The organism is Gillisia sp. CAL575 (genome assembly GCF_000403785.1).
Classification (GTDB): domain Bacteria; phylum Bacteroidota; class Bacteroidia; order Flavobacteriales; family Flavobacteriaceae; genus Gillisia.
In genome coordinates this window covers 60,697-81,186 of sequence record NZ_APHJ01000019.1, presented here as the reverse complement: position 1 = coordinate 81,186, position 20,490 = coordinate 60,697, and the positions used below count along the sequence as shown (strand labels likewise).

At 34.0% G+C, this 20,490-nt stretch carries 21 protein-coding genes; 17 read left to right on the top strand and 4 right to left on the bottom strand.

All coding sequences use genetic code 11. The features are described from left to right. The first annotated feature begins 48 nt into the window (after positions 1-48). Complete coding sequence (locus I130_RS01660) at positions 49-309, top strand: hypothetical protein (RefSeq protein ID WP_034918223.1); 261 nt, start codon at positions 49-51, stop codon at positions 307-309. On the opposite strand, the gene thiL is transcribed toward I130_RS01660, so the two are convergent. Then, complete coding sequence (gene thiL, locus I130_RS01655) at positions 306-1,364, bottom strand: thiamine-phosphate kinase (RefSeq protein WP_034918220.1); 1,059 nt, start codon at positions 1,362-1,364, stop codon at positions 306-308. The genes I130_RS01660 and thiL overlap by 4 nt on opposite strands. A 244-nt stretch (positions 1,365-1,608) precedes the next feature. Between thiL and I130_RS01650 the strand changes: the two genes are divergently transcribed. The 14 genes from I130_RS01650 (at position 1,609) to hflX (ending at position 12,607) form a co-directional block, all read left to right on the top strand. Then, positions 1,609-1,938: a HesB/IscA family protein gene (locus I130_RS01650; protein ID WP_034918216.1), complete on the top strand. Its 330-nt coding sequence runs from the start codon at positions 1,609-1,611 to the stop codon at positions 1,936-1,938. Positions 1,939-1,982: 44 nt separating this feature from the next. After that, complete coding sequence (locus I130_RS01645; protein ID WP_034918213.1) at positions 1,983-2,351, top strand: four helix bundle protein; 369 nt, start codon at positions 1,983-1,985, stop codon at positions 2,349-2,351. Positions 2,352-2,388: 37 nt separating this feature from the next. Further along, positions 2,389-3,834 carry a Fe-S cluster assembly protein SufB gene (gene sufB, locus I130_RS01640; RefSeq protein ID WP_034918209.1) on the top strand — a complete coding sequence of 482 codons (1,446 nt, stop codon included), beginning with the start codon at positions 2,389-2,391 and terminating at the stop codon, positions 3,832-3,834. 8 nt (positions 3,835-3,842) lie between these two features. Continuing rightward, positions 3,843-4,217, top strand: coding sequence for a hypothetical protein (locus I130_RS01635; protein ID WP_034918205.1), 375 nt, complete (start codon positions 3,843-3,845; stop codon positions 4,215-4,217). A 40-nt stretch (positions 4,218-4,257) separates the two neighbouring features. Next, positions 4,258-5,010, top strand: coding sequence for a Fe-S cluster assembly ATPase SufC (gene sufC, locus I130_RS01630; protein WP_034918202.1), 753 nt, complete (start codon positions 4,258-4,260; stop codon positions 5,008-5,010). Positions 5,011-5,072: 62 nt separating this feature from the next. After that, positions 5,073-5,465, top strand: a complete 393-nt coding sequence (locus I130_RS01625) for a four helix bundle protein (protein ID WP_083932844.1) — start codon at positions 5,073-5,075, stop codon at positions 5,463-5,465. Between the two features lie 44 nt (positions 5,466-5,509). Beyond that, the gene (gene sufD / locus I130_RS01620) at positions 5,510-6,826 is read left to right on the top strand and encodes a Fe-S cluster assembly protein SufD (protein WP_034918942.1); all 1,317 of its coding nucleotides are present in this window, start codon (positions 5,510-5,512) and stop codon (positions 6,824-6,826) included. A 49-nt stretch (positions 6,827-6,875) separates the two neighbouring features. Continuing rightward, a complete protein-coding gene (locus I130_RS01615) occupies positions 6,876-8,114 on the top strand; it encodes an aminotransferase class V-fold PLP-dependent enzyme (protein WP_034918198.1) in 1,239 nt (412 codons plus the stop codon). A 155-nt stretch (positions 8,115-8,269) separates the two neighbouring features. After that, complete coding sequence (locus I130_RS01610) at positions 8,270-8,701, top strand: hypothetical protein (protein ID WP_157480475.1); 432 nt, start codon at positions 8,270-8,272, stop codon at positions 8,699-8,701. A gap of 38 nt (positions 8,702-8,739) precedes the next feature. Beyond that, positions 8,740-9,162, top strand: a complete 423-nt coding sequence (locus I130_RS01605) for a SufE family protein (RefSeq protein WP_034918193.1) — start codon at positions 8,740-8,742, stop codon at positions 9,160-9,162. 1 nt (position 9,163) lies between these two features. Beyond that, the gene (locus I130_RS01600) at positions 9,164-9,487 is read left to right on the top strand and encodes an SUF system Fe-S cluster assembly protein (protein ID WP_034918190.1); all 324 of its coding nucleotides are present in this window, start codon (positions 9,164-9,166) and stop codon (positions 9,485-9,487) included. 37 nt (positions 9,488-9,524) lie between these two features. Further along, positions 9,525-10,031 (top strand): DUF2480 family protein, encoded by a 507-nt coding sequence (locus I130_RS01595; RefSeq protein ID WP_034918187.1) that lies wholly within the window; start codon positions 9,525-9,527, stop codon positions 10,029-10,031. Positions 10,032-10,041: 10 nt separating this feature from the next. Continuing rightward, positions 10,042-10,941: a DUF3078 domain-containing protein gene (locus I130_RS01590; RefSeq protein ID WP_034918182.1), complete on the top strand. Its 900-nt coding sequence runs from the start codon at positions 10,042-10,044 to the stop codon at positions 10,939-10,941. A 436-nt stretch (positions 10,942-11,377) separates the two neighbouring features. Then, positions 11,378-12,607 carry a GTPase HflX gene (gene hflX, locus I130_RS01585; RefSeq protein WP_034918178.1) on the top strand — a complete coding sequence of 410 codons (1,230 nt, stop codon included), beginning with the start codon at positions 11,378-11,380 and terminating at the stop codon, positions 12,605-12,607. A 611-nt stretch (positions 12,608-13,218) separates the two neighbouring features. On the opposite strand, the gene I130_RS01580 is transcribed toward hflX, so the two are convergent. Further along, positions 13,219-14,613, bottom strand: a complete 1,395-nt coding sequence (locus I130_RS01580; protein ID WP_034918937.1) for a DUF5689 domain-containing protein — start codon at positions 14,611-14,613, stop codon at positions 13,219-13,221. An 18-nt stretch (positions 14,614-14,631) separates the two neighbouring features. Continuing rightward, positions 14,632-17,442 carry a carboxypeptidase-like regulatory domain-containing protein gene (locus tag I130_RS01575; protein ID WP_034918173.1) on the bottom strand — a complete coding sequence of 937 codons (2,811 nt, stop codon included), beginning with the start codon at positions 17,440-17,442 and terminating at the stop codon, positions 14,632-14,634. Between the two features lie 131 nt (positions 17,443-17,573). On the opposite strand from I130_RS01575, the gene I130_RS01570 reads away from it, so the two are divergent. Together I130_RS01570 and I130_RS01565 are read left to right on the top strand one after the other, a co-directional pair. After that, entirely contained in the window at positions 17,574-18,614 is a 1,041-nt protein-coding gene (locus tag I130_RS01570; protein ID WP_034918934.1) for an endonuclease, read from the top strand. Positions 18,615-18,712: 98 nt separating this feature from the next. Beyond that, positions 18,713-19,183 carry a hypothetical protein gene (locus I130_RS01565; RefSeq protein ID WP_034918171.1) on the top strand — a complete coding sequence of 157 codons (471 nt, stop codon included), beginning with the start codon at positions 18,713-18,715 and terminating at the stop codon, positions 19,181-19,183. A gap of 25 nt (positions 19,184-19,208) precedes the next feature. Here the strand turns inward: I130_RS01565 and I130_RS01560 are convergent, their stop codons facing one another. Then, on the bottom strand, positions 19,209-20,270 hold the full coding sequence (locus tag I130_RS01560; protein ID WP_034918931.1) for a PA0069 family radical SAM protein: 1,062 nt from the start codon (positions 20,268-20,270) through the stop codon (positions 19,209-19,211). Between the last annotated feature and the right edge of the window lie 220 nt (positions 20,271-20,490).

The following is a 20,490-nucleotide window of genomic DNA, read 5'->3' as shown; positions in this document are numbered from 1 at the left end:
AACTTTTTTTTATTACTTTTAAATTTGCCATCAAGAAAATAAGCTTATATGAAACCAAAATCCCCTAAATCATTTTCGTTCGCAGTAGCATATTGCAGCATCTTCGGACATCAATTAAAAGTTTCCAAAAATGTTACAGATCATATTCATGAATATCAATGCGCTAAATGTGGAGTTGAAATGACAGATACCGCAAATGGATTACTGGCGAAGTTAACTCCGAAATTTAAAGAGACTAATAAATTTTTAGCTAATTTTTATAAAAGAAGAAGTGCACGCAGACAGCGTCAGTTCGCAAACGCATCCTAATCTTCTGCATCGTTTTCCATAGCATTCCAGCCTTTTGCAATCAATGGAATCTTGGTATTACTTCTGGTCACTAAATGCATTCCTTCATTTTCCTCTGTCATATGACCAATAATTGAAAAATTAGGATTCGCCTTGATCTTTTCGAAATCAGTTTGAGCCACCGTGAATAATAATTCATAATCTTCTCCACCACTTAATGCAATTGTGGTGCTATCAATATCAAATTCCTCACATACCGAGATCACTGCTGGATCTAATGGGATTTTATCTTCAAATAAGTTAACTCCAGTTTTTGAGTTTTTACACAAATGCATAATTTCAGAAGATAATCCATCACTTATATCGATCATAGACGTAGGTTTTACCTCTAAAGCTTTAAGTAAGCCTGAAATATCTCTTCTAGCTTCTGGCTTCAGTTGTCTTTCTATTAAATAAGTATATGCATCAAGATCTGGTTGTGAATTAGGGTTCACTTTAAAAACTTCTTTTTCACGCTCTAAAATCTGCAATCCCATATAAGCTGCTCCAAGATCTCCAGTAACCACTAATAAATCATTTGGCTTTGCACCGCTTCTATAAACTACATCTTCTTTATCTGCTACGCCTATTGCGGTAATACTAATTAAAAGACCTTTCGTTGAAGAAGTGGTATCGCCACCAACAACGTCTATATTATACATTTTAGCCGCTAGTTCTATACCAGAATATAGCTCCTCCAAGGCTTCTACTGGAAACCTATTTGAACAAGCAATCCCGACAGTAATTTGAGTTGCTACCCCATTCATAGCATAAACATCAGAAAGATTAACCATCACCGCTTTATATCCTAAATGCTTTAGAGGCATATAAGCTAGATCAAAATGCACCCCTTCTACTAACAAATCTGTAGTTAGAATAGTTTGTTTTCCTTCAAAATTTAATATAGCAGCATCATCTCCAATTCCTTTGATAGTTGATGGTAATTTACTTTCAAGATTTTTAGTTAAAAGGTCTATTAAACCAAATTCCCCCAATTCTGAAAGTTTTGTTCTACTTTGTTGACTATCTTCTATCATGTGCATTTAATTTTTGAATGTGCAAAATAACTGAATATTCTCTCAAAAATCACTGTTTTAATAGCATTTGTGATTTTAAGATAGGATCTGGCAAGCTAGAATATTATTGATTTATTGAGCTAAAAACACCTAAAAAGCTCATTAGACTTGCCTATATCTCTATTCTTAAAACAAATCTCTCAGCTATGGTAAACCGCTTGATTTGATGTATATTTGCAGTCAAATTATGACTAATCTTTTAAGTATGATAAAGGTAAGCGAAGACGCAAAAAAAAGGATCTCAATGCTTATGACCGATGAAGGTTATAATGCATCTATAGACTTTGTACGCGTTGGTGTTAAAAGTGGAGGTTGTTCCGGATTATCTTACGAATTGAAGTTTGATAAATCCCAACAAGAAAGCGATAAGCTTTTTACAGATAATGATGTAAAAATTGTTGTCGACAAGAAAAGTGTATTATATCTGGCGGGAACAATTCTTGAATATTCTGGCGGACTAAACGGAAAGGGTTTTGTTTTCAATAATCCGAACGCACAACGAACCTGTGGATGTGGTGAAAGTTTTTCACTATAAATAAAGTATTAAAGTTTAAATGTTTTAAAGTTTGTAAAGTTTGGATGGCAAAATTCAATTCCTTTGAAGAGATCATTGCCTGGCAAAAGGCAAGGGAATTAAATTCCGAACTTTATTTGATTACTGGTCACGGAGATTTTTCCAAAGATTATGGATTAAGGGATCAAATTAGGAGGGCAAGTATTTCAATAACATCTAATATTGCAGAAGGGTTTGAACGGGAAACAACGAAAGAATTTATACGTTTTTTATATATAGCAAAAGCCTCCTCAGGAGAATTTCGTTCCCAATTATATCTTGCTACTGATTTAAAATATGTATCAAACGACGAATTTGAAAGGTTAAATTTAAAAGTTAGTGAAGTTTCAAAACTGATAAGTGGATTAATTAAATACCTAAAATCTACATTTTAACTTTTAAACTTTTTAACCTTAAAACTAGAAAAAAATTATGGCATATACTGAAGACGATTTAAAGAAGGAGCTTGAAACCAAAGAGTATGAGTATGGCTTTTATACCGATTTAAAATCGGAAACATTTCCTATTGGTTTAAATGAAGATATTGTTCGGGCTATTTCAAAGAAAAAAGAGGAGCCAGAATGGATGACCAATTGGAGATTGGAGGCATTTAGAATATGGCAAACAATGACAGAGCCAGAATGGGCAAATGTACATTACACGAAACCAGATTTTCAAGCTATTTCCTATTATTCGGCCCCACAAACGGTAGACCCAAATAAAACATTAGACGATGTAGATCCAGATCTATTAGCGATGTACAAAAAATTAGGGATCTCTGTAGATGAGCAAAAGAAAATGAACAATGTTGCAATGGATATTGTAGTAGATTCAGTTTCGGTTGCTACAACTTTCAAGAAAACCTTGGGAGAAAAGGGAATTATTTTTATGAGTATTTCTGATGCGATTAAAGAACATCCAGAACTCGTGAGAAAATACCTTGGGACTGTGGTTCCACAGAAAGATAATTTTTATGCAGCTTTAAATTCAGCTGTATTTAGTGATGGTTCTTTCTGTTATATTCCAAAAGGTGTGAAATGCCCAATGGAACTTTCAACTTATTTCAGAATAAATCAAGCCAATACTGGGCAATTTGAAAGAACTCTTTTAGTTGCAGATGAAGGGAGTTATGTAAGTTACCTAGAAGGATGCACTGCCCCTTCCAGAGATGAAAATCAATTACACGCTGCGGTTGTGGAACTTATTGCTTTAGACGATGCAGAGATAAAATATTCTACAGTTCAAAACTGGTTTCCCGGTAATAAAGAAGGAAAAGGTGGAGTTTATAACTTTGTGACCAAACGTGGAATTTGTGAAAAAAACGCGAAGATCTCATGGACACAAGTTGAGACAGGATCTGCTGTTACTTGGAAGTATCCTTCTTGTATTCTAAAAGGAGATAATTCAATAGGTGAGTTTTATTCTATTGCTGTAACCAACAATTTTCAGCAAGCCGATACTGGAACAAAAATGATCCATTTAGGTAAGAATACTAAAAGTACTATTATCTCGAAAGGTATTTCTGCTGGGAAATCCCAGAATTCTTATCGAGGATTAGTTCAGATAAATAGTAGGGCAGATAATGCTCGAAATTTTTCCCAATGTGACTCCCTTTTAATGGGGAATGACTGTGGAGCGCATACCTTCCCCTATATAGAAGTAAAAAACAAAACTGCTCAAGTAGAGCATGAAGCAACTACCAGTAAAATTGGTGAAGATCAAATTTTCTATTGCAATCAACGTGGGATATCTACCGAGAAAGCTATTGCACTTATCGTGAATGGTTTTAGTAAGGAAGTATTGAACAACTTACCAATGGAATTTGCTGTAGAGGCACAAAAATTATTGGAAATATCCCTTGAAGGATCTGTAGGATAAATTGAAGAATGAAGAAGTTTTTACTTATAATAAGCATTATAACACTTGCTCTAGCATGTGATAATGAGCCTGAAAAGCAACCAGAAACGCAGATTACTGAAAAAGTAGTGGACAGTATTCAGGTATACGAAGGTGATTTTATCTCTGTTGGAAAAATGGCGGTTTTAAAAGGTGATAAATTCGTTTATCAAGTGAAAATGGATTCTATTGCTTTCAAACTGAATGATAGCTTAAATGCTTTCAAAAAAGGCGAAAACAGCATTATTCCAATAAAAGTTAAAGGACAAGTTAAAGATAATGTACAAGCTACCGGCTATTCAAAATTAATTGAGATAACTGAAGTGGTGGATATAATGGCGAAACCCATTATAGAAAATGAATAAATAATTTATCCGATTTTTTTCGGAAAAATATAATAAACACATGCTTAAAATAAAGAATTTACAGGCCAACATAGAGGATAAAGAAATCCTTAAAGGAATAAATCTTGAAATCAATCCAGGGGAAGTTCATGCTATAATGGGACCTAATGGTTCTGGTAAGAGCACGCTTTCTTCTGTTATTGCTGGTAAGGAGGAATATACAATGACGGGTGGAGAGATCTTGTTCGAAGGAGAAGATCTTTCAGAATTAGATCCCGAAGAAAGAGCTCACAAAGGTATTTTCTTATCCTTTCAATATCCTGTAGAAATCCCAGGAGTTTCAGTAACAAATTTCATGAAAGCATCTCTAAATGCGCATAGAAAGGCTCAAGGTTTAGAAGATATGCCTGCAAAGGATATGTTGAAAATGATTCGTGATAAATCTGAATTATTGGAAATAGATCGCAAATTCTTATCTCGCTCTTTAAATCAAGGATTTTCAGGTGGTGAAAAGAAGAGAAATGAGATTTTCCAAATGGCAATGTTAAACCCTAAGTTGGCAATTTTGGATGAAACAGATTCCGGTCTGGATATCGATGCTCTTAAAGTTGTTGCTAATGGTGTAAATAAATTGAGAAGCGAGGATAATGCAGTTTTATTGATCACGCACTACCAACGTTTATTGGATTATATAGTTCCAGATTTTGTTCACGTTATGGTTGATGGAAAAATTGTGAAATCTGGTAATAAAGAGTTGGCTTACGAATTGGAAGAAAGAGGTTATGACTGGGTGAAACAAGAAAAATCGGTTTAAAGGAGTTTCGCCATTTTTAAGGTTTAAGGTTTAAGGTTTAAGGTTTAAATCAACATAAATTTTTGAAATTATGGCTACCATTAAAAATTTTGAAGATTTGGAATGCAGCACGTGATTTAGCAAAGGAGATAATTATAATTTCCAAAACAACCGATTTAAAATTAGATTTTAAATTAAGAGATCAAATAAAAGGAGCATCAGGTTCTGTAATGGATAATATTGCTGAAGGTTTTGAAAGAGATGGAAACTTGGAGTTTAGACAATTTCTATCTATAGCAAAAGGCTCTGCGGGTGAAGTCCGATCCCAATTATATAGATTATATGATTCGGAATATATTAAAGAAGAAAAGTTCATAGAATTAAAGAGCGGTTATGAAAGTTTAAGCAGAAAAATTGCAAGTTTCATATCCTATTTAAATAAAAAAGATTTTCAAGGTGTAAAGTTTAAAACTTGAAACTTGAAACCTGCCCCTTGGGCAGAAAACTTGATACGCACAAAATGGAATTAAAAGATAAATTAGTATCCTCATTTATGGCTTTTGAAGAAGCTTTTGATGTAGATACAGACATACATCAATTAAGAAGCGATGCCATTAAAGAATTTGAAACTTTAGGTTTTCCATCTAAAAAAGATGAAGCCTGGAAATACACTTCTTTAAATTCGGTCCTAAAGCATGATTATAGCGTTTTCCCGAACAAGGAAGATGCTATAGACTATAAGGATATCAAGAAATATCTAATTCATGATATCGATTCTTATAAATTGATCTTTATAGATGGGATTTACTCTTCTCATTTATCGCAAACTACACACGATAAAATTGATGTTTGTTTAATGTCTTCTGCTTTAAGCAAGTCTAAATACAAGCCTATAATAGAGAATTATTTTAATAAAATAGTTCCAAAAAATAGTGGATTAAATGCGTTGAACACTGCGTTTTCTAAAGAAGGAGCATTTATCCATATTCACGATAATAAATCGGCAGATATGCCAATTCAAATAATCAATTTTTCTACAGGTAATGAATCGGCATTATTGGTTCAACCTAGAAACCTTATTGTAGTTGGAGAAAACTCTCAGGTTCAGATTATAGAAAGACACCAGAGTTTAACAGATCATCCTGTTTTTACCAATTCTGTAACAGAGGTTTTTGCTGAAAAGAGAGCAATTGTAGATTATTATAAGATCCAGAATGATAGAGATTCTGCTTCATTAATTGATAATACGTTTATTGAGCAAAAAGATGAGAGCTATTGCTTTATGCATACCTTCTCTTTCGGTGGAAAATTAACCCGAAACAATTTAAATTTTTATCAAAAAGGAGAACGTTCTGAATCTACTTTGAAGGGGATTACTATTATTGAAGGGAAGCAACATGTAGATCATAATACGCTGGTACACCATACTTCACCTAATTGTGAAAGCCACCAAGATTATAAAGGCATTTTCGCCGATAATTCTGTAGGGGTTTTCAACGGAAGGGTATTAGTAGATAGAGATGCACAAAAGATTAACGCTTTTCAGTCTAACAATAATATTTTGATGGACGATAAGGCAACAATAAACTCGAAGCCTCAATTAGAGATCTTTGCAGATGATGTAAAGTGTAGTCATGGTTGTACCATTGGACAATTGGATGAAGAATCTTTGTTTTATATGCGATCCAGAGGAATCCCGTTAAAAGAAGCTCGTGCTCTTTTAATGTATGCTTTTGCTAATAATGTTATGGAAAGTGTAAAGATTCCAGAGATCAAAAAGAGAATTACACATCAAATTGCACTTAAGTTAGGAGTTAAGCTAGGTTTCGATCTTTAACAACTTGAATTTTAAAAAGTTATTTTCTTAAGACAAAAATTGAATCTTTATGAAAGCTGTTGCCGATAAATTGCCATTAGATATCGAAACTATCCGTTTAGATTTTCCAATCTTAAAAAGGAAGGTTAATGGATATCCCTTGGTATATTTAGATAATGCAGCGACTTCACAAACTCCCCAACAAGTTATAGATGTAATTGTAGATTATTATTCTAATTACAATGCTAACATCCACAGAGGAGTACACAGCCTTTCTCAAGAAGCTACAGATAAATACGAAGCTGCTAGAAAGAAAATTCAGCAGCACTTTAATGTGGCTAAATCTCATGAGATCATCTTTACTTCTGGAACTACGCATAGTATTAACTTAGTGGCTAATGGATTTGCACAAGAGTTAAACACGGGTGACGAAATAATAGTATCAGCATTAGAACATCATTCTAATATTGTGCCTTGGCAAATGTTATGTGAAAAAACTGGCGCTGTTTTAAAAGTGATTCCAATGACCCAGGAAGGGGAATTGGATATGGATGCTTTTCACAAGTTACTTTCAGATAAAACTAAAATGGTTTTTGTGAACCATGTTTCCAACGCCCTTGGTACCGTTAACCCTATTGAAGAAATAATTGAAGCTACACATAAAGCTGGAGCTGCTATTCTAGTAGATGGTGCACAAGCTGCACCACATATTAAAGCAGATCTACAAGCTTTGGATGTAGATTTTTATGTAGTTTCCGCACATAAAATGTGTGGTCCAACAGGAGTTGGAATGTTATACGGTAAAGAAAAATGGTTAAACAAATTACCTCCTTATCAAGGTGGTGGTGAAATGATTGCCACGGTAAGTTTCGAAAAAACCACCTATGCAGAACTTCCACATAAATTTGAAGCAGGAACACCAAACATCTGCGGAGGAATTGCCTTTGGCGCTGCACTAGATTATATGAATGCTATTGGTTTTGAAAACATTGCTTCTTATGAGCATATGCTTTTAGAATATGCAACCAAAGAGCTTCTGGAAATTGAAGGTTTAAAAATCTATGGGACTTCAAAAGATAAAACTGCAGTAATTTCTTTTAATATTGAAGGGCTTCATCCTTACGATATTGGCACCATAGTAGATAAATTAGGTATTGCCGTTCGTACTGGTCATCACTGTGCTCAGCCAATTATGGATTTCTTTAAAATTCCAGGAACTGTGCGTGCAAGTTTCTCTTTTTACAACACTTTTGAAGAAGTAGATGTTTTTATCTCCGCGATAAAAAAGGCTAAAATGATGCTTCAATAGCTCCAATTACAAAAAATCACATTGCTCTTGATTATCCATTTTTGCTAGGTACTGTAAAGACCTTATCAAAAAGTTTAATGGAGTTCTATAAATACCTGATAGATTTCGTAATTTAACTCCTCAATTTTAACCACATCATTTTAAAATCTCCCCTTATGAAACTTATATTCATACTCCTATTCCCGATACTAATGGCTGAAACTTGTTCTCAAAACAATGAACAGAACAAAGAAATAAGCTTCACTTATGAAACCATGACTCGTGGCTCTAGAGCTAATTACACTTTGACGAAAGAAGATATCAAGGTTGTTAGAAATATGGGTGGCGAAATCAAGGCTTCAGAAAAAATGACATCTAAAGATTGGGAAAATTTATTGGAGAAAATGAAAGAAATTGATGTTTCTAATATTAGTAAACTAAAGCCACCAAGTGATAAAAGAACTTTTGATGGAGCCGCTCATGCTATTCTAACTATCAAAAAAGGGGATGAGGTTTATAAGACTAATTCTTTCGATCACGGCAATCCGCCTTCAGAGTTAAAATCATTGGTTAAAGCTATACTAAGATTGGGAGAAACAGTTGAATAGCAAATCTTGTTATTGTACTTTTGCATAAAATACCAGGTATGACAATACAAGAAATACAGGAAGAAATTGTTGATGAGTTTTCTATGTTTGACGACTGGATGCAACGATATGAATATATGATCGAGTTAGGGAAATCCTTGCCTTTGATCGAAGAGAAATATAAAGTTGAAGAGAATTTAATTAAAGGCTGTCAAAGTAAAGTTTGGGTACATGCCGATTTAATTGGTGACAAACTTGCTTTTAGTGCAGATAGCGATGCTATAATAACTAAAGGGATTGTTGCTATCCTTATTCGTGCCTATTCCAACCAGCATCCTACAGACATTTTAGAAGCAGACAATAAGTTTATAGATGAAATAGGTTTAAAAGAGCACCTTTCACCTACCAGAGCTAATGGCTTAGTTAGTATGATAAAGCAATTAAAAATGTATGCAATCGCATATCAAACGCAATTAGATTAAGATGGAAACAGAAATAAACACTCAGGAATTAGGCGAAAAAATAGTACGTGTTCTAAAATCTATTTATGATCCTGAAATACCTGTAGATATTTACGAATTAGGGCTTATCTACGACGTAATGGTAAATACAGATTACGACGTAAAGATCTTAATGACTTTAACCACACCTAATTGTCCGGTTGCTGAAAGCTTGCCGAAAGAAGTGGAAGATAAAGTGAAGACCTTAGAAGATGTAAAAGACTGTGAGGTTGAGATCACTTTCGATCCACCTTGGACTCAGGATCTAATGAGTGAAGAAGCAAAACTGGAACTTGGAATGCTTTAATAATTTTCAGCTTTAATCGAAATTTTTAAAATAATCTATGTCTACAGAAATAGTTAATAGAGTTGCCAATAGTAAGTTAGTCACTTTTAATCTGGAAGATTTCTATCCTCAAGGAGAGCGTGTGATTTTCGATATTAAAGACTGGCTTCTTGAAGGTTTAGTTTTGCGCGAAACTGTGTTTAGAGAAAAAGCAATGGCTCATGATTGGAGTAAATACCAAGACACTTATGTTGCTTTGCTATGTTCTACAGATGCAATAATTCCCGCTTGGGCATATATGTTACTTGCCACACATTTACAGCCTTTTGCTAAGAAAGTGATTACTGGGAATCTTGAATTGCTAGAAACCGTACTTTATACCGAGATCATAAAAGATCTAGATGTCTCTGATTTAGTAGGAAAACCGATCATAGTAAAAGGTTGTTCCCACAAACCAGTACCAAAAAATGCATATTTATTATTAATAGAAAAATTACAACCCGTAGCTAAAAGTATATTATACGGGGAGGCCTGTTCTTCTGTGCCATTATTTAAAAACAAATAAGCTTAATAGAATGAAAAGATTTTTACTTGCATTATTAGTATTGATTTCTGCATCTAATGTACACGCTCAAGATGCTATAGCAACAGAAGTTCCACCTAATGGATGGAATAAAGAAGGTAACATCCAATTATTATTTAATCAATCTGCTTTCAATAAGGAATGGACAGGCGGAGGAACTTCTAGCATTTCTGGAAACCTAACCTTGAATTACGATTTTAACTATAGAATGGACGGTTTTACTTGGGATAACCGAATTCTAGCCAATTATGGTCTTACTAAATTGAAGGATGATGAATTTGCCCGAAAAACTAGTGATAGAGTAGAATTCAACTCTATCGCAGGGAAACAGATTCAAGAATCTAAATGGTACTATTCTTACTTTCTTAATTTTAGATCTCAATTCACCAAAGGGTATGAGTTTAGTGAAGATGCAGAAACTGGACAAACTATTAGAACAGAAACTACACATTTTCTGTCTCCGGGATACCTTCAAACAGGACCTGGACTATTATGGAAATACAATGAATACTTAAGTGTAAATGTGGCACCCGCAACGGCTAGGCTTATTTTTGTTGATGATCAATTTACCACAATGCCAGAATATGTAGATGGAGATTATTTTGGAGTTGACCAAGGTAAATCTACTAGATTTGAATTTGGTGCTTCTGTTGGCGTTCAAGCCAAAATGTTCTTGTTAGAAAATGTAACTGCAGAACACAGCCTGAACTTATATTCCAATTATTTGGATAAACCCGGAAATGTAGATATAGATTATTTGCTGAATGTAAATATGAGCATCAACAAATATCTTTCTGCTAATATAATCTTCCAAGCAATTTATGATGATAATACCGTAGGTGCTTTTCAGATTAGAGAAGTGTTCGGACTTGGAATCAATCATAAATTCTAGAAAACATCCAAACTAAATATGTCACATTGCGCCTGTCGAAATGTGAATTCATAATCTAAAGATCCGGAACATTGTATGTTCTGGATTTTTTTGTTTAATATGGTTTTAGACTTCCACTAAACTAAATTGTATTATTTATGTAAGCCCAAGATTCGGGTGTTTATTTGATTAAATTGATTCTTCTTTAATGAGATTCTTCAGTCCACTTCGCTTCCTTCAGAATGACAGCTCTAATTAACTTCATTTTAATCTTATCACTATAAGCCTATCAATGGATCTCAATAATATTAATTACTTATATGAGATTCCTCACTGTATTCGGTATTACAATCAGCTCAGGACATTCATAAGCCTTAAAAAAAATCATATAGTTAAATTTTTGTTGAATAATCTTCTCTAAGATTCCGATTACAATCTATTGTGTAACTTTGTGATTATGATAGAAAAGACTGATTTAACTTACGAGAAAACTGTGCTAATTGGAGTTGTTACCCAGAAGCAAAGTGAAGATAAACTAAATGAATATTTAGATGAACTTGAATTTCTAACATATACCGCCGGTGGTGAGGTTTTAAAGCGCTTTACTCAGAAAATGGAAAAACCGAATCCAAAAACATTTATTGGAACCGGAAAGATTGAAGATGTTAGAGTTTTTATTGAAGCTAACAATGTTGGAACTGCCATTTTTGATGATGAACTTTCTCCTGCACAACAAAAAAATATAGAAAAGATCCTTAATTGCAAGATTCTGGATAGAACGAATCTGATATTAGACATCTTTGCACAAAGAGCTCAAACTAGTAATTCAAGAACTCAGGTAGAGCTAGCGCAATACCAATATTTACTGCCAAGACTAGCCGGGATGTGGACTCACTTGGAACGTCAGCGTGGTGGTATTGGAATGCGTGGTCCTGGAGAAACAGAGATTGAAACAGATAGACGTATAGTACGTGATAAAATTTCTTTGCTTAAAAAGAAATTGGAGACCATTGATAAGCAAATGGGTGTACAACGTGGAAACCGCGGAGCGATGGTTCGGGTAGCGCTTGTAGGTTATACGAATGTGGGGAAATCTACATTGATGAATGTGATTAGTAAAAGTGAGGTTTTTGCTGAAAATAAATTATTTGCAACCCTAGACACTACAGTAAGAAAAGTGGTGATCCGGAACTTGCCTTTTCTTCTAACTGATACGGTAGGTTTTATCAGAAAATTGCCAACTCAATTAGTAGAATCCTTTAAGTCTACTTTAGATGAAGTGAGAGAAGCCGATCTTTTATTGCATGTGGTGGATATTTCCCATCCAAATTTCGAAGATCATATTGAATCTGTAAATCAGACATTGGCAGATATAAAGAGTAATAACAAACCAACGATCATGGTTTTTAATAAGATAGATGCCTTTGTTGAAGAAAAAATAGCAGAAGATGATCTTATTACAGAACATAATGAGGAACACTATTCTCTAGAAGAATGGAGACGTACCTGGATGAATAGAATGGGTGATAACGTATTGTTTATTTCAGCATTGAATAAAGATAATATGGAAGAATTCAGAAAAAAAGTTTATGAAACTGTAAGAGAAATTCATATTACCAGATTCCCTTATAATAACTTACTTTATCCAGAATACGAAACAATTGCTGAAGACCAAGAAGAGGAATAAGGTTTATTTATTCACTTTGGAATTTAAATTTTAGTTGTTGTTGTTGATAATTGTGTTTATAAATTTGAATTAATTTCTATTAGAAGTTTTTAATCAAATTTCATATTATATATATTTGCTATTATTAATAACAAAACCCGCTTATTTCAGTAAACGGGTTCTGATAAGAATTTTACAATTCTCTGATGATCATATAGATCAATAATAAACAAATGGTTGTCTCCATTTTTTAAGATTTAGTTAGAATTCAGATTATTATAAACCGGAGTGCCAGCTTCGGTTTTTTTAATGTCTCAAAACATTTTATAAATGTAAGCTGTTAGCCCTTACTATCATTGGAAAATGAGCAAACGTTTTCAACAAAGTTTTTAACAGAGAGCATTTTTATTACTCTTAAATTTATGTTAAAAATTATAATTAAAGTATTAATAATCAAACAATTGTCTATACGATTTAGATTTTGGCTAAAAACTGATATTTTTTTGATAAGCCCTTTAAAATAGACCGCTACAAGCTTGTTTGATAGCTATTAACAAATAAAGAAATTTAGGTTGAATTTTAACAATTAAATTTAATATTTAAAGAGAAATCATTAGAATTAAGACCTGATGTCAATTTCCTGTTATCCGAATATTATCAATATCGTAAGTCGTTGTTTTATCTGGTGCGGCACCTAGGTATTTAAAGGCCACATTAATAGTTCCTTCCAAACAAGAAATGTCTATTTGAGAATTTCTAAAAGCAGTGCCAAATTGATTGCTTGGCCCAACCGGAATATTAGCATCTAGCAATTGCCACTCTGTGGTTAGCAGATTTCCTGTAAAACTGTTGGTGATTAAAACTGAAAGAAAAATTCCGTTATCATAGGAGGCTTTCATATCAAAACTCAAAACTTCAGCTGTGGTGGAATTCAAATTAATTCCAGGAGTAATTAACCAAGCCTCCATAGGATTTTCAGAAGTACCATATGCAGAAATTCTAATATATCGATCGCTATTCAGAATTCCATCTTCAAATCTTTCGTTTCCTCCATTAACATTTATATTTGTCCAGCCTCTTCCGTCAAGAAGATTCTCATTGCTTATGCCTACAAAATTCTCTTCAAATAAAACTTTTGGACCTAATGTTTCATTGTTTCCACAGTTCAAATAATTAGGATCACATCTGGAATCCTCTGCAAATTGGAGATTTTCAGGAGAATTCAAAATCATAACAAAATGATCATTATAAAAATTACGACTTAAAACTCCTTCTATGCTTCCAGAAAACTGAGGCAGCAACAGGGATTTAAAATCTGAAAAGGTGCTTGTACTTAAGAAACTTGCGCTTCCTGTCTCACAGCTCTCTATTTGCCGTTCTCCGTCAAACCTATCTGTCACCTCAGCCGCAAATGTAAATCGTTGGTCTTCCCTAACTAAGTTTTTGTTGAATTGAATATTTTCTAAACGAATATAAAGATTCCTGTATTCTTCAGAGAAATCTAAAATATCCAGACTTATAGGTTCAATTTCTGAAGTAATGGAAGATCTAATAATATGCTCGTCTATTAATGATTGTGGAATCGCTACTACATCTCCTCTATTTTGAATTCCTAATTGAAACACTCCATTATTGAACCACAGGCTTAGACCTTCCAATTTTATATAGACCTTTCTACCAAACTCATAAGTGTCAAATAAAGAAGTCTCATCTACTAAAATCTGAATGCCAGAAGTAGGGTTTGTAGCCTTATCTTGAATTACTATTTTTTTATAAAAATTGCCAGCTTCATCACTAGAAATTACAAAACCTTCGATAATTGTTTCTGTATTTTTAAATGTATAAATAGCAGCGGTTTGAGGATTATAATTTCCCTTGATCGCAGAAATACTTGTTAGGTTCTCATCAAAGGTGTCAGCGACTTCGTTGATAACTGGCACTTCAAAATCATCAGTTTTTACACAAGAATTGCCTAATAAAACTATGATTAATAGACTTACACAGTTAAAAATTTTCTTTCTCTTCATCATCTTTCTGTTTAAATTTTAAAATCTTATATATACATTTCCATAATAGGAAGCGCCTGTTCCATACCAATACTTAGATCCAAATACCGGTTGTTCCCTTTCCCTATCTGAATTTAGGGTTCTAAAATTTGCGTTTCGGGATTGCTCAAAACCTCCAGTTTTATATAATTCATCCAAAATATTATTAATGCTCATAAAAAATCCGATGTAATAATCCTTTATTCTCCAAGATTTCCCACCCACCGCATTCAGTAAAAAGTAATCATCAAATTGCTCTTGTTTCAATAAGTCTCGAGCGATATTCTCATCATAATTCAAAAGCGGCATGCCGTCAGAATCTGTAGCGAAATTGGCAGTTCTCGCAAGCGGACTAACATCTGCAAAAGCATGAGAAAAATAGTTGAGGCTTGTCCCAAACCACCAGTAATTTGGATCGCGATATTCAAAACCAATTTGCCCAACTCGTTGCGGACCTCCGGCAATTCTATAATTTTTTAACTTTGATTCTCCATAATCCTGAGCTTCTATAAAATCGTCGGAAGTAAGCTTTAAGTCTGGATTGTTGTTATAAATAAATTGCCCAACCGCTATTGCAGTCTTTAACTTTAAAGTGGATGTAATTTGTACCTCCGCTCCCATTTCAAGTCCAAAATGCTGTTTGTCTATCCCCGTTAAAACTTCCTGCACAAAAGCTGTTGTACTGTTTCTTCCCAATCCAGAAAGACCATCTGCATAATAAAATGATATTTCTGTAGCATCATTTATCTGGGTGAAATATCCCGTTAGCCTAGCTTTCAAAAAGGAACTCCGGTAGATATAGCTCCCATCAGCAGAATAAATATGTTCGCTTTTTATTCCATCTACCACATTATTATTTTGTCTAGAGTTAGAGAATGAGTTTTTAAGAGCAGGAGCTTTTGTTAAATAGGCAGCATTAAGCTCCAACAAATGTCTCCCTGTAATTTTCCATACGGTTCCAGCTTTTACACCATAATCTGTGAATTCTAAAGCTTCACTATCTCCTAAAGAATTATCAGGAAAATTCCCGTTTTTATACAGGCCCTCGCGTTGATAATTTGTTTGAGATAAATTGAGCGCAGCGTAAGAATCCCACTTTTGGGTTCTAATAATTGCATTAATAAATGCATCCGCAGAAGTTGCTTTCCACTTAAAGTTATATTTAAATCTTTCTTCTAACCGAGCAATTCTATTTGGATTTAAAAGATCACTTTGGGCTCTATCACCCTGAGAAAAGAAATCTACATCTAGATATCCTGTTCCTCCTAAAAGGTCTTTTACTTCTGAAAAGTTTTCACTGTCTAAGTGAGAAAATTTAAGCTTAGCGTTTATTAATAATGAAGAATTAATACTTGCCGTTAAAATTGAATTCGCACTAAACAATTTATCTTGCACCTTATCTTCAGCAATCACATAAGTTGCATTTCCGCCATTAATTAAAGATGAAGCATTAGCTTTATATAAATCCAGCCAATCTATTTGCCCATTAGTTTGAAACTCTCGTTGAGCACGATAAGCCGCTTCATAATTCTGATTATCAGAAAATCTTAAAAAATAACTGGGCAATTTTTGATAATATGAAGGATCTGGATTACTGCCTCCACCAATAAAACTTTGCTGTTCATCACTCTGATTTACTAGCCGAGTACCACCAAAATCGAAATGACTGCTTCCTGTGGAACCAAATTGATAAGCGATATTATTATTTAACTTTATTTTCTCTGAAAGCTTCCAAAAATGATTCAGCATCAAAATGGGCTCTCTTACTTCCTTAATCCTGCTATTTCTAATCTCGCCATCTTGAAACCCCCAGAAGGAATTATACTTTCTGCCATTTAAGTTAAAAACCTCTTGAGTGTTTGCAGAGGATTTCCCCCGACTATTCGGAGTATAAAATCCAGTGAAATTTATACTATGAATATTATTCAACTTTTTCTCTATGGAAATAAAAAAAGAGTTTGCATCATACAAAGTTCCATCTATATAAGCCTCACTGGCGAATCTCCTTGCGAGACCTAAAGCATACCACCAGCCACCAGGTTTTTCTCCCGAGCTATAAGTCGCCATAATCCTCCCCTTATAACTTCTGTTTGCAGCAGCATAAGACACTTTCGCATTTCTACTATATTGTGATGCCCTCATTAAAATATTGGTGTTTCCTGCTAGTCCGCCAAATGTAGTTTCACCAGGTAGCAATCCTTTTGCGAAAATCTGATTTCGTTGAAGGTCATTTAGTCCACCCCAATTACTCCATTGTGGTTTTCCATCGAAGAATTTATTCATCTCTAAGCCATTAATAGAAACCGTCCCATATTCACTACCTAATCCTCTAGGCTTAAAAAATGTGCTACTAAAATCGAATGCGGCAGCATTAAGAAAAACATCTCTAGAAGCATGAAGTAATCCCGCAATATTATCTGTTCCTCCTTGATCTTCACTTAATTCAGATTCTGACAAACTAATGGTTGCCAACTGAATTTGTTCTTTCATAAGATCTAGTTGAATTGGAATTTGACCTAACTGTTTAAGCTGACCGCTGATTAGATTTATTGGAATTCTCATAACCGTATATCCGGGTTTTGAAACTTCCAAGATGTAAGCGGCAGATTCTAAAGAACTGTCATCAAAGGAAAAACTACCATCTGGACTTGAAACCTTAATATACGCAGTTCCCTCCAATTTCAGGCGAGCCCCTGCAATAGGATCATTAGACAAGGCGTCCACTACGGAACCTGTAAGGGCGGTGTTTTGAGCAGAAATCTTGAGGATGCCGAGAAGCATCAGAAATAATAAAAGCTTTGTGCTTTTCATTATAAATCACTCAATTTCAGCAATTAAGATAGTCTTTTAATTAATTCAAGCTAATAAAAAATGTAAATTCACTTATAATTTAACTTTTAAAATTAATGAAACAGATTCCTTATAATTGTATAAATCTGAGAATGCTTATAATTACTCTAATTATAGCTTTATTAATTACACATATTTCCTTGGGCCAAGAAAGAAAAGATTATAACATAAATACAATAGCATTTTACAATGTCGAAAACCTTTTTGATACTGAAGATGATCCTTTAACCTTTGATGATGATAGAACACCTCTAGGAAAAGATGTTTGGACTCTAGAAAAATATCAGGATAAAATAAAGAACATTGCCAGAGTGATTTCTGAAATTGGTCTAGACAATACTAAAACCGCCCCTGCGATCATAGGATTATGTGAAATTGAAAACTTACAAGTACTTGAAGATCTTGTAAGTCATCCTCTTTTAGAGAAATTTAATTATCAAATAATTCATTACGATTCTCCAGATCGGCGTGGCGTAGATGTAGCACTATTATATCAAAGATCCTTATTCACTCTAGACGATTCTCAGTCTAGAAGATTGATGCTTTATGAAATAGAAGATCCTACAAAAAGAGTATTTACAAGAGACCAGTTGGTAGTTTCTGGGAAGTTAAATGGAGAAGCCATTAATATAATTGTGAATCATTGGCCATCACGAAGTGGAGGTGAGGCAAAAACAAATTATAGAAGAGAGAAAGCTGCACATTTAAACAAACAGATTATAGATTCTCTATACAAAAAAGACCCTTATGCTAAGATCATCACAATGGGTGATTTTAATGACGATCCATTCAATAAGAGCTTTAAAAAGGTTTTAAAAACGAGCAATAATCGGGAAACCATAGTAGCTCAAGAAATGTTCAATCCTATGGAAAATCTAGCAAAGCAAGGAAAAGGATCTTTAGCATATAGAGATAGCTGGAATCTATTTGACCAGATACTGGTTTCTGAATCTTTATTAGGTAGTCGTAGCGGACTTCAATTTTATCAAGCTGGAATTTTTAATTCACATTATCTAATTACTTTAAATGGACAGTTTCGTGGTTATCCATTTAGAAGTTATGATTATAGCGGATACACTGGTGGCTATTCAGATCATTTTCCCGTTTTTGTCTATTTGGTTAGTGAGCAATAATCTTAAAATATTTAACAGATTTTATGAATATTGTTAATTTTATTAAGGCCTTTAACATATCTTGCTAAAGAATTCCCATATAGGAATTCTCAATTATTATGTCCAAAAATAATTTTCTTCTTATTTTTGCGTTTTTCCTTATTTCATTTTCGAGCATAGCTCAGGAAAGAACTTCAAGTATAGAAGAAATGCGTAGGAATGCTATTTCTTTTAATTTTTTAGGTAGCACTCCATTACTTGGAATCACCTATGACCGAATTGTATCAGAAAAAGTGAGTATAGAAATAGGTGCGGGTATCCCAAGTGTTGGCGCAGGTTTTAAGTATTATCCCTGGAACATTAAAGAATCTAAAGTCTTATTTCATGTTGGCTTATCCACATCTTTTATTTTCACTGAACCATATGATGTTTGGGGTACTAGCGATAAAACAGGTGTTTTTATGGGATATCACCCAATAGGAATCAGTTATTTCGGGAAAAATGGTTTCAATTTAGGCATAGATCTAGGCCCATCAGTAGCTTCTAAAGTAATACCTTATGGGAATTTGAAGCTAGGTTATAGATTCTAATTGCAACTTTTTAGAAAAGCTTCATCTACCCATCTTTGTATTGTTCATGCAATTCACAATTCAATTTAGGCATCACTCTTCCCGATAAGTATTTTTTTCGGGCGATCTTGAATTGTTGAGAAACTTGTTCTGCAATATTCCCAGATCCCTTCATTCTTCTCCCGAATTCGCTATCATTTAAATTCCCTCCATGACATTCGGCTATTTGATGAAGCACTTTCTCCGCTCTGTCTGGCATTGCTTTCTGGATCCAATCTGTAAATATTCCCCCTATAGCACCATTCAATCTAACCATAGTATAACCAACTCCTAGAGCGCCATTTTCAGCAATTGCTTTGACAAGCGGCAGGATTTCATGACTATTTATTCCCGGAATAATGGGCGCCATCATCACACTTACAGGGATATTGTTTGAGGCTAATTGTTTTAAAGTTTCCAATCTCTTTTTAATGGTTGCTGTTCTTGGCTCTAGGGTTCTACGAGTTTCTTCATTTAAAGAGGTGATGGAAAGATGTACCTGAACCAAATTATCTTTTGCCAGTTCTTTTAAAATATCAAGGTCACGAAGCACCAAGGAATTTTTAGTGATTATTCCTACCGGATGCTTATACTTCAAGAATGTCTTTAGTAGCTGCCTTGTAATTTCCAGTTTTTTCTCAGTTGGCTGATAGCAATCTGTATTTCCAGAAAGCACAATGGGAACTGCTTTCCATCTTGGACTTTGCAATTTTTTTTCCAAAAGCTCTACTGAATTTCGTTTAACCAGAATTTTCTGTTCAAAATCTAATCCTGCACTAAAACCCCAATACTCGTGAGAATTGCGTGCATAACAATAAATACAACCATGTTCACATCCTTGATATGGATTTAAGGAATACCCCATTCCAACATCTGGACTAACCACTTTATTTACAATAGTTTTAGGAAATGTATCTATGAGAATCGTTTTAGAGTTGGTAACCTCATCTCCTTCTATCGCACAATAGTTCAAAAAATCTGAACGCAACTCATTACTATGTGCATCAAACTTATTAGAAACATTTAATTGTGCTCCTCTTCCTTTTATATAATCTCGCTCTATAGACATTAAACAAAAATATGGAATATTTCCATTTAAAAGGAAATATTCCATATTAAAATTGTTAACGAAAACATAGACTATAAACTACAAACTTCGACATCCAGATAGCTATCGGGACAGTTTGACAATTATGAAACATCATTCATTTCGATCATTGGAATAAGAACCTCTTTCGAACCCTAGAGATTCTTCACTCCATTGCATTTCGATCAGAATGACAATATTA

Bases quoted from the DNA above. Each gene is read 5' to 3' on its own strand.
- I130_RS01660 (WP_034918223.1), top strand. From the start codon at position 49: ATGAAACCAAAATCCCCTAAATCATTTTCGTTCGCAGTAGCATATTGC.
- thiL (WP_034918220.1), bottom strand. From the start codon at position 1,364: ATGATAGAAGATAGTCAACAAAGTAGAACAAAACTTTCAGAATTGGGG.
- I130_RS01650 (WP_034918216.1), top strand. From the start codon at position 1,609: ATGATAAAGGTAAGCGAAGACGCAAAAAAAAGGATCTCAATGCTTATG.
- I130_RS01645 (WP_034918213.1), top strand. From the start codon at position 1,983: ATGGCAAAATTCAATTCCTTTGAAGAGATCATTGCCTGGCAAAAGGCA.
- sufB (WP_034918209.1), top strand. From the start codon at position 2,389: ATGGCATATACTGAAGACGATTTAAAGAAGGAGCTTGAAACCAAAGAG.
- I130_RS01635 (WP_034918205.1), top strand. From the start codon at position 3,843: ATGAAGAAGTTTTTACTTATAATAAGCATTATAACACTTGCTCTAGCA.
- sufC (WP_034918202.1), top strand. From the start codon at position 4,258: ATGCTTAAAATAAAGAATTTACAGGCCAACATAGAGGATAAAGAAATC.
- sufD (WP_034918942.1), top strand. From the start codon at position 5,510: ATGGAATTAAAAGATAAATTAGTATCCTCATTTATGGCTTTTGAAGAA.
- I130_RS01615 (WP_034918198.1), top strand. From the start codon at position 6,876: ATGAAAGCTGTTGCCGATAAATTGCCATTAGATATCGAAACTATCCGT.
- I130_RS01610 (WP_157480475.1), top strand. From the start codon at position 8,270: ATGAAACTTATATTCATACTCCTATTCCCGATACTAATGGCTGAAACT.
- I130_RS01605 (WP_034918193.1), top strand. From the start codon at position 8,740: ATGACAATACAAGAAATACAGGAAGAAATTGTTGATGAGTTTTCTATG.
- I130_RS01600 (WP_034918190.1), top strand. From the start codon at position 9,164: ATGGAAACAGAAATAAACACTCAGGAATTAGGCGAAAAAATAGTACGT.
- I130_RS01595 (WP_034918187.1), top strand. From the start codon at position 9,525: ATGTCTACAGAAATAGTTAATAGAGTTGCCAATAGTAAGTTAGTCACT.
- I130_RS01590 (WP_034918182.1), top strand. From the start codon at position 10,042: ATGAAAAGATTTTTACTTGCATTATTAGTATTGATTTCTGCATCTAAT.
- hflX (WP_034918178.1), top strand. From the start codon at position 11,378: ATGATAGAAAAGACTGATTTAACTTACGAGAAAACTGTGCTAATTGGA.
- I130_RS01580 (WP_034918937.1), bottom strand. From the start codon at position 14,613: ATGAAGAGAAAGAAAATTTTTAACTGTGTAAGTCTATTAATCATAGTT.
- I130_RS01575 (WP_034918173.1), bottom strand. From the start codon at position 17,442: ATGAAAAGCACAAAGCTTTTATTATTTCTGATGCTTCTCGGCATCCTC.
- I130_RS01570 (WP_034918934.1), top strand. From the start codon at position 17,574: ATGCTTATAATTACTCTAATTATAGCTTTATTAATTACACATATTTCC.
- I130_RS01565 (WP_034918171.1), top strand. From the start codon at position 18,713: ATGTCCAAAAATAATTTTCTTCTTATTTTTGCGTTTTTCCTTATTTCA.
- I130_RS01560 (WP_034918931.1), bottom strand. From the start codon at position 20,270: ATGTCTATAGAGCGAGATTATATAAAAGGAAGAGGAGCACAATTAAAT.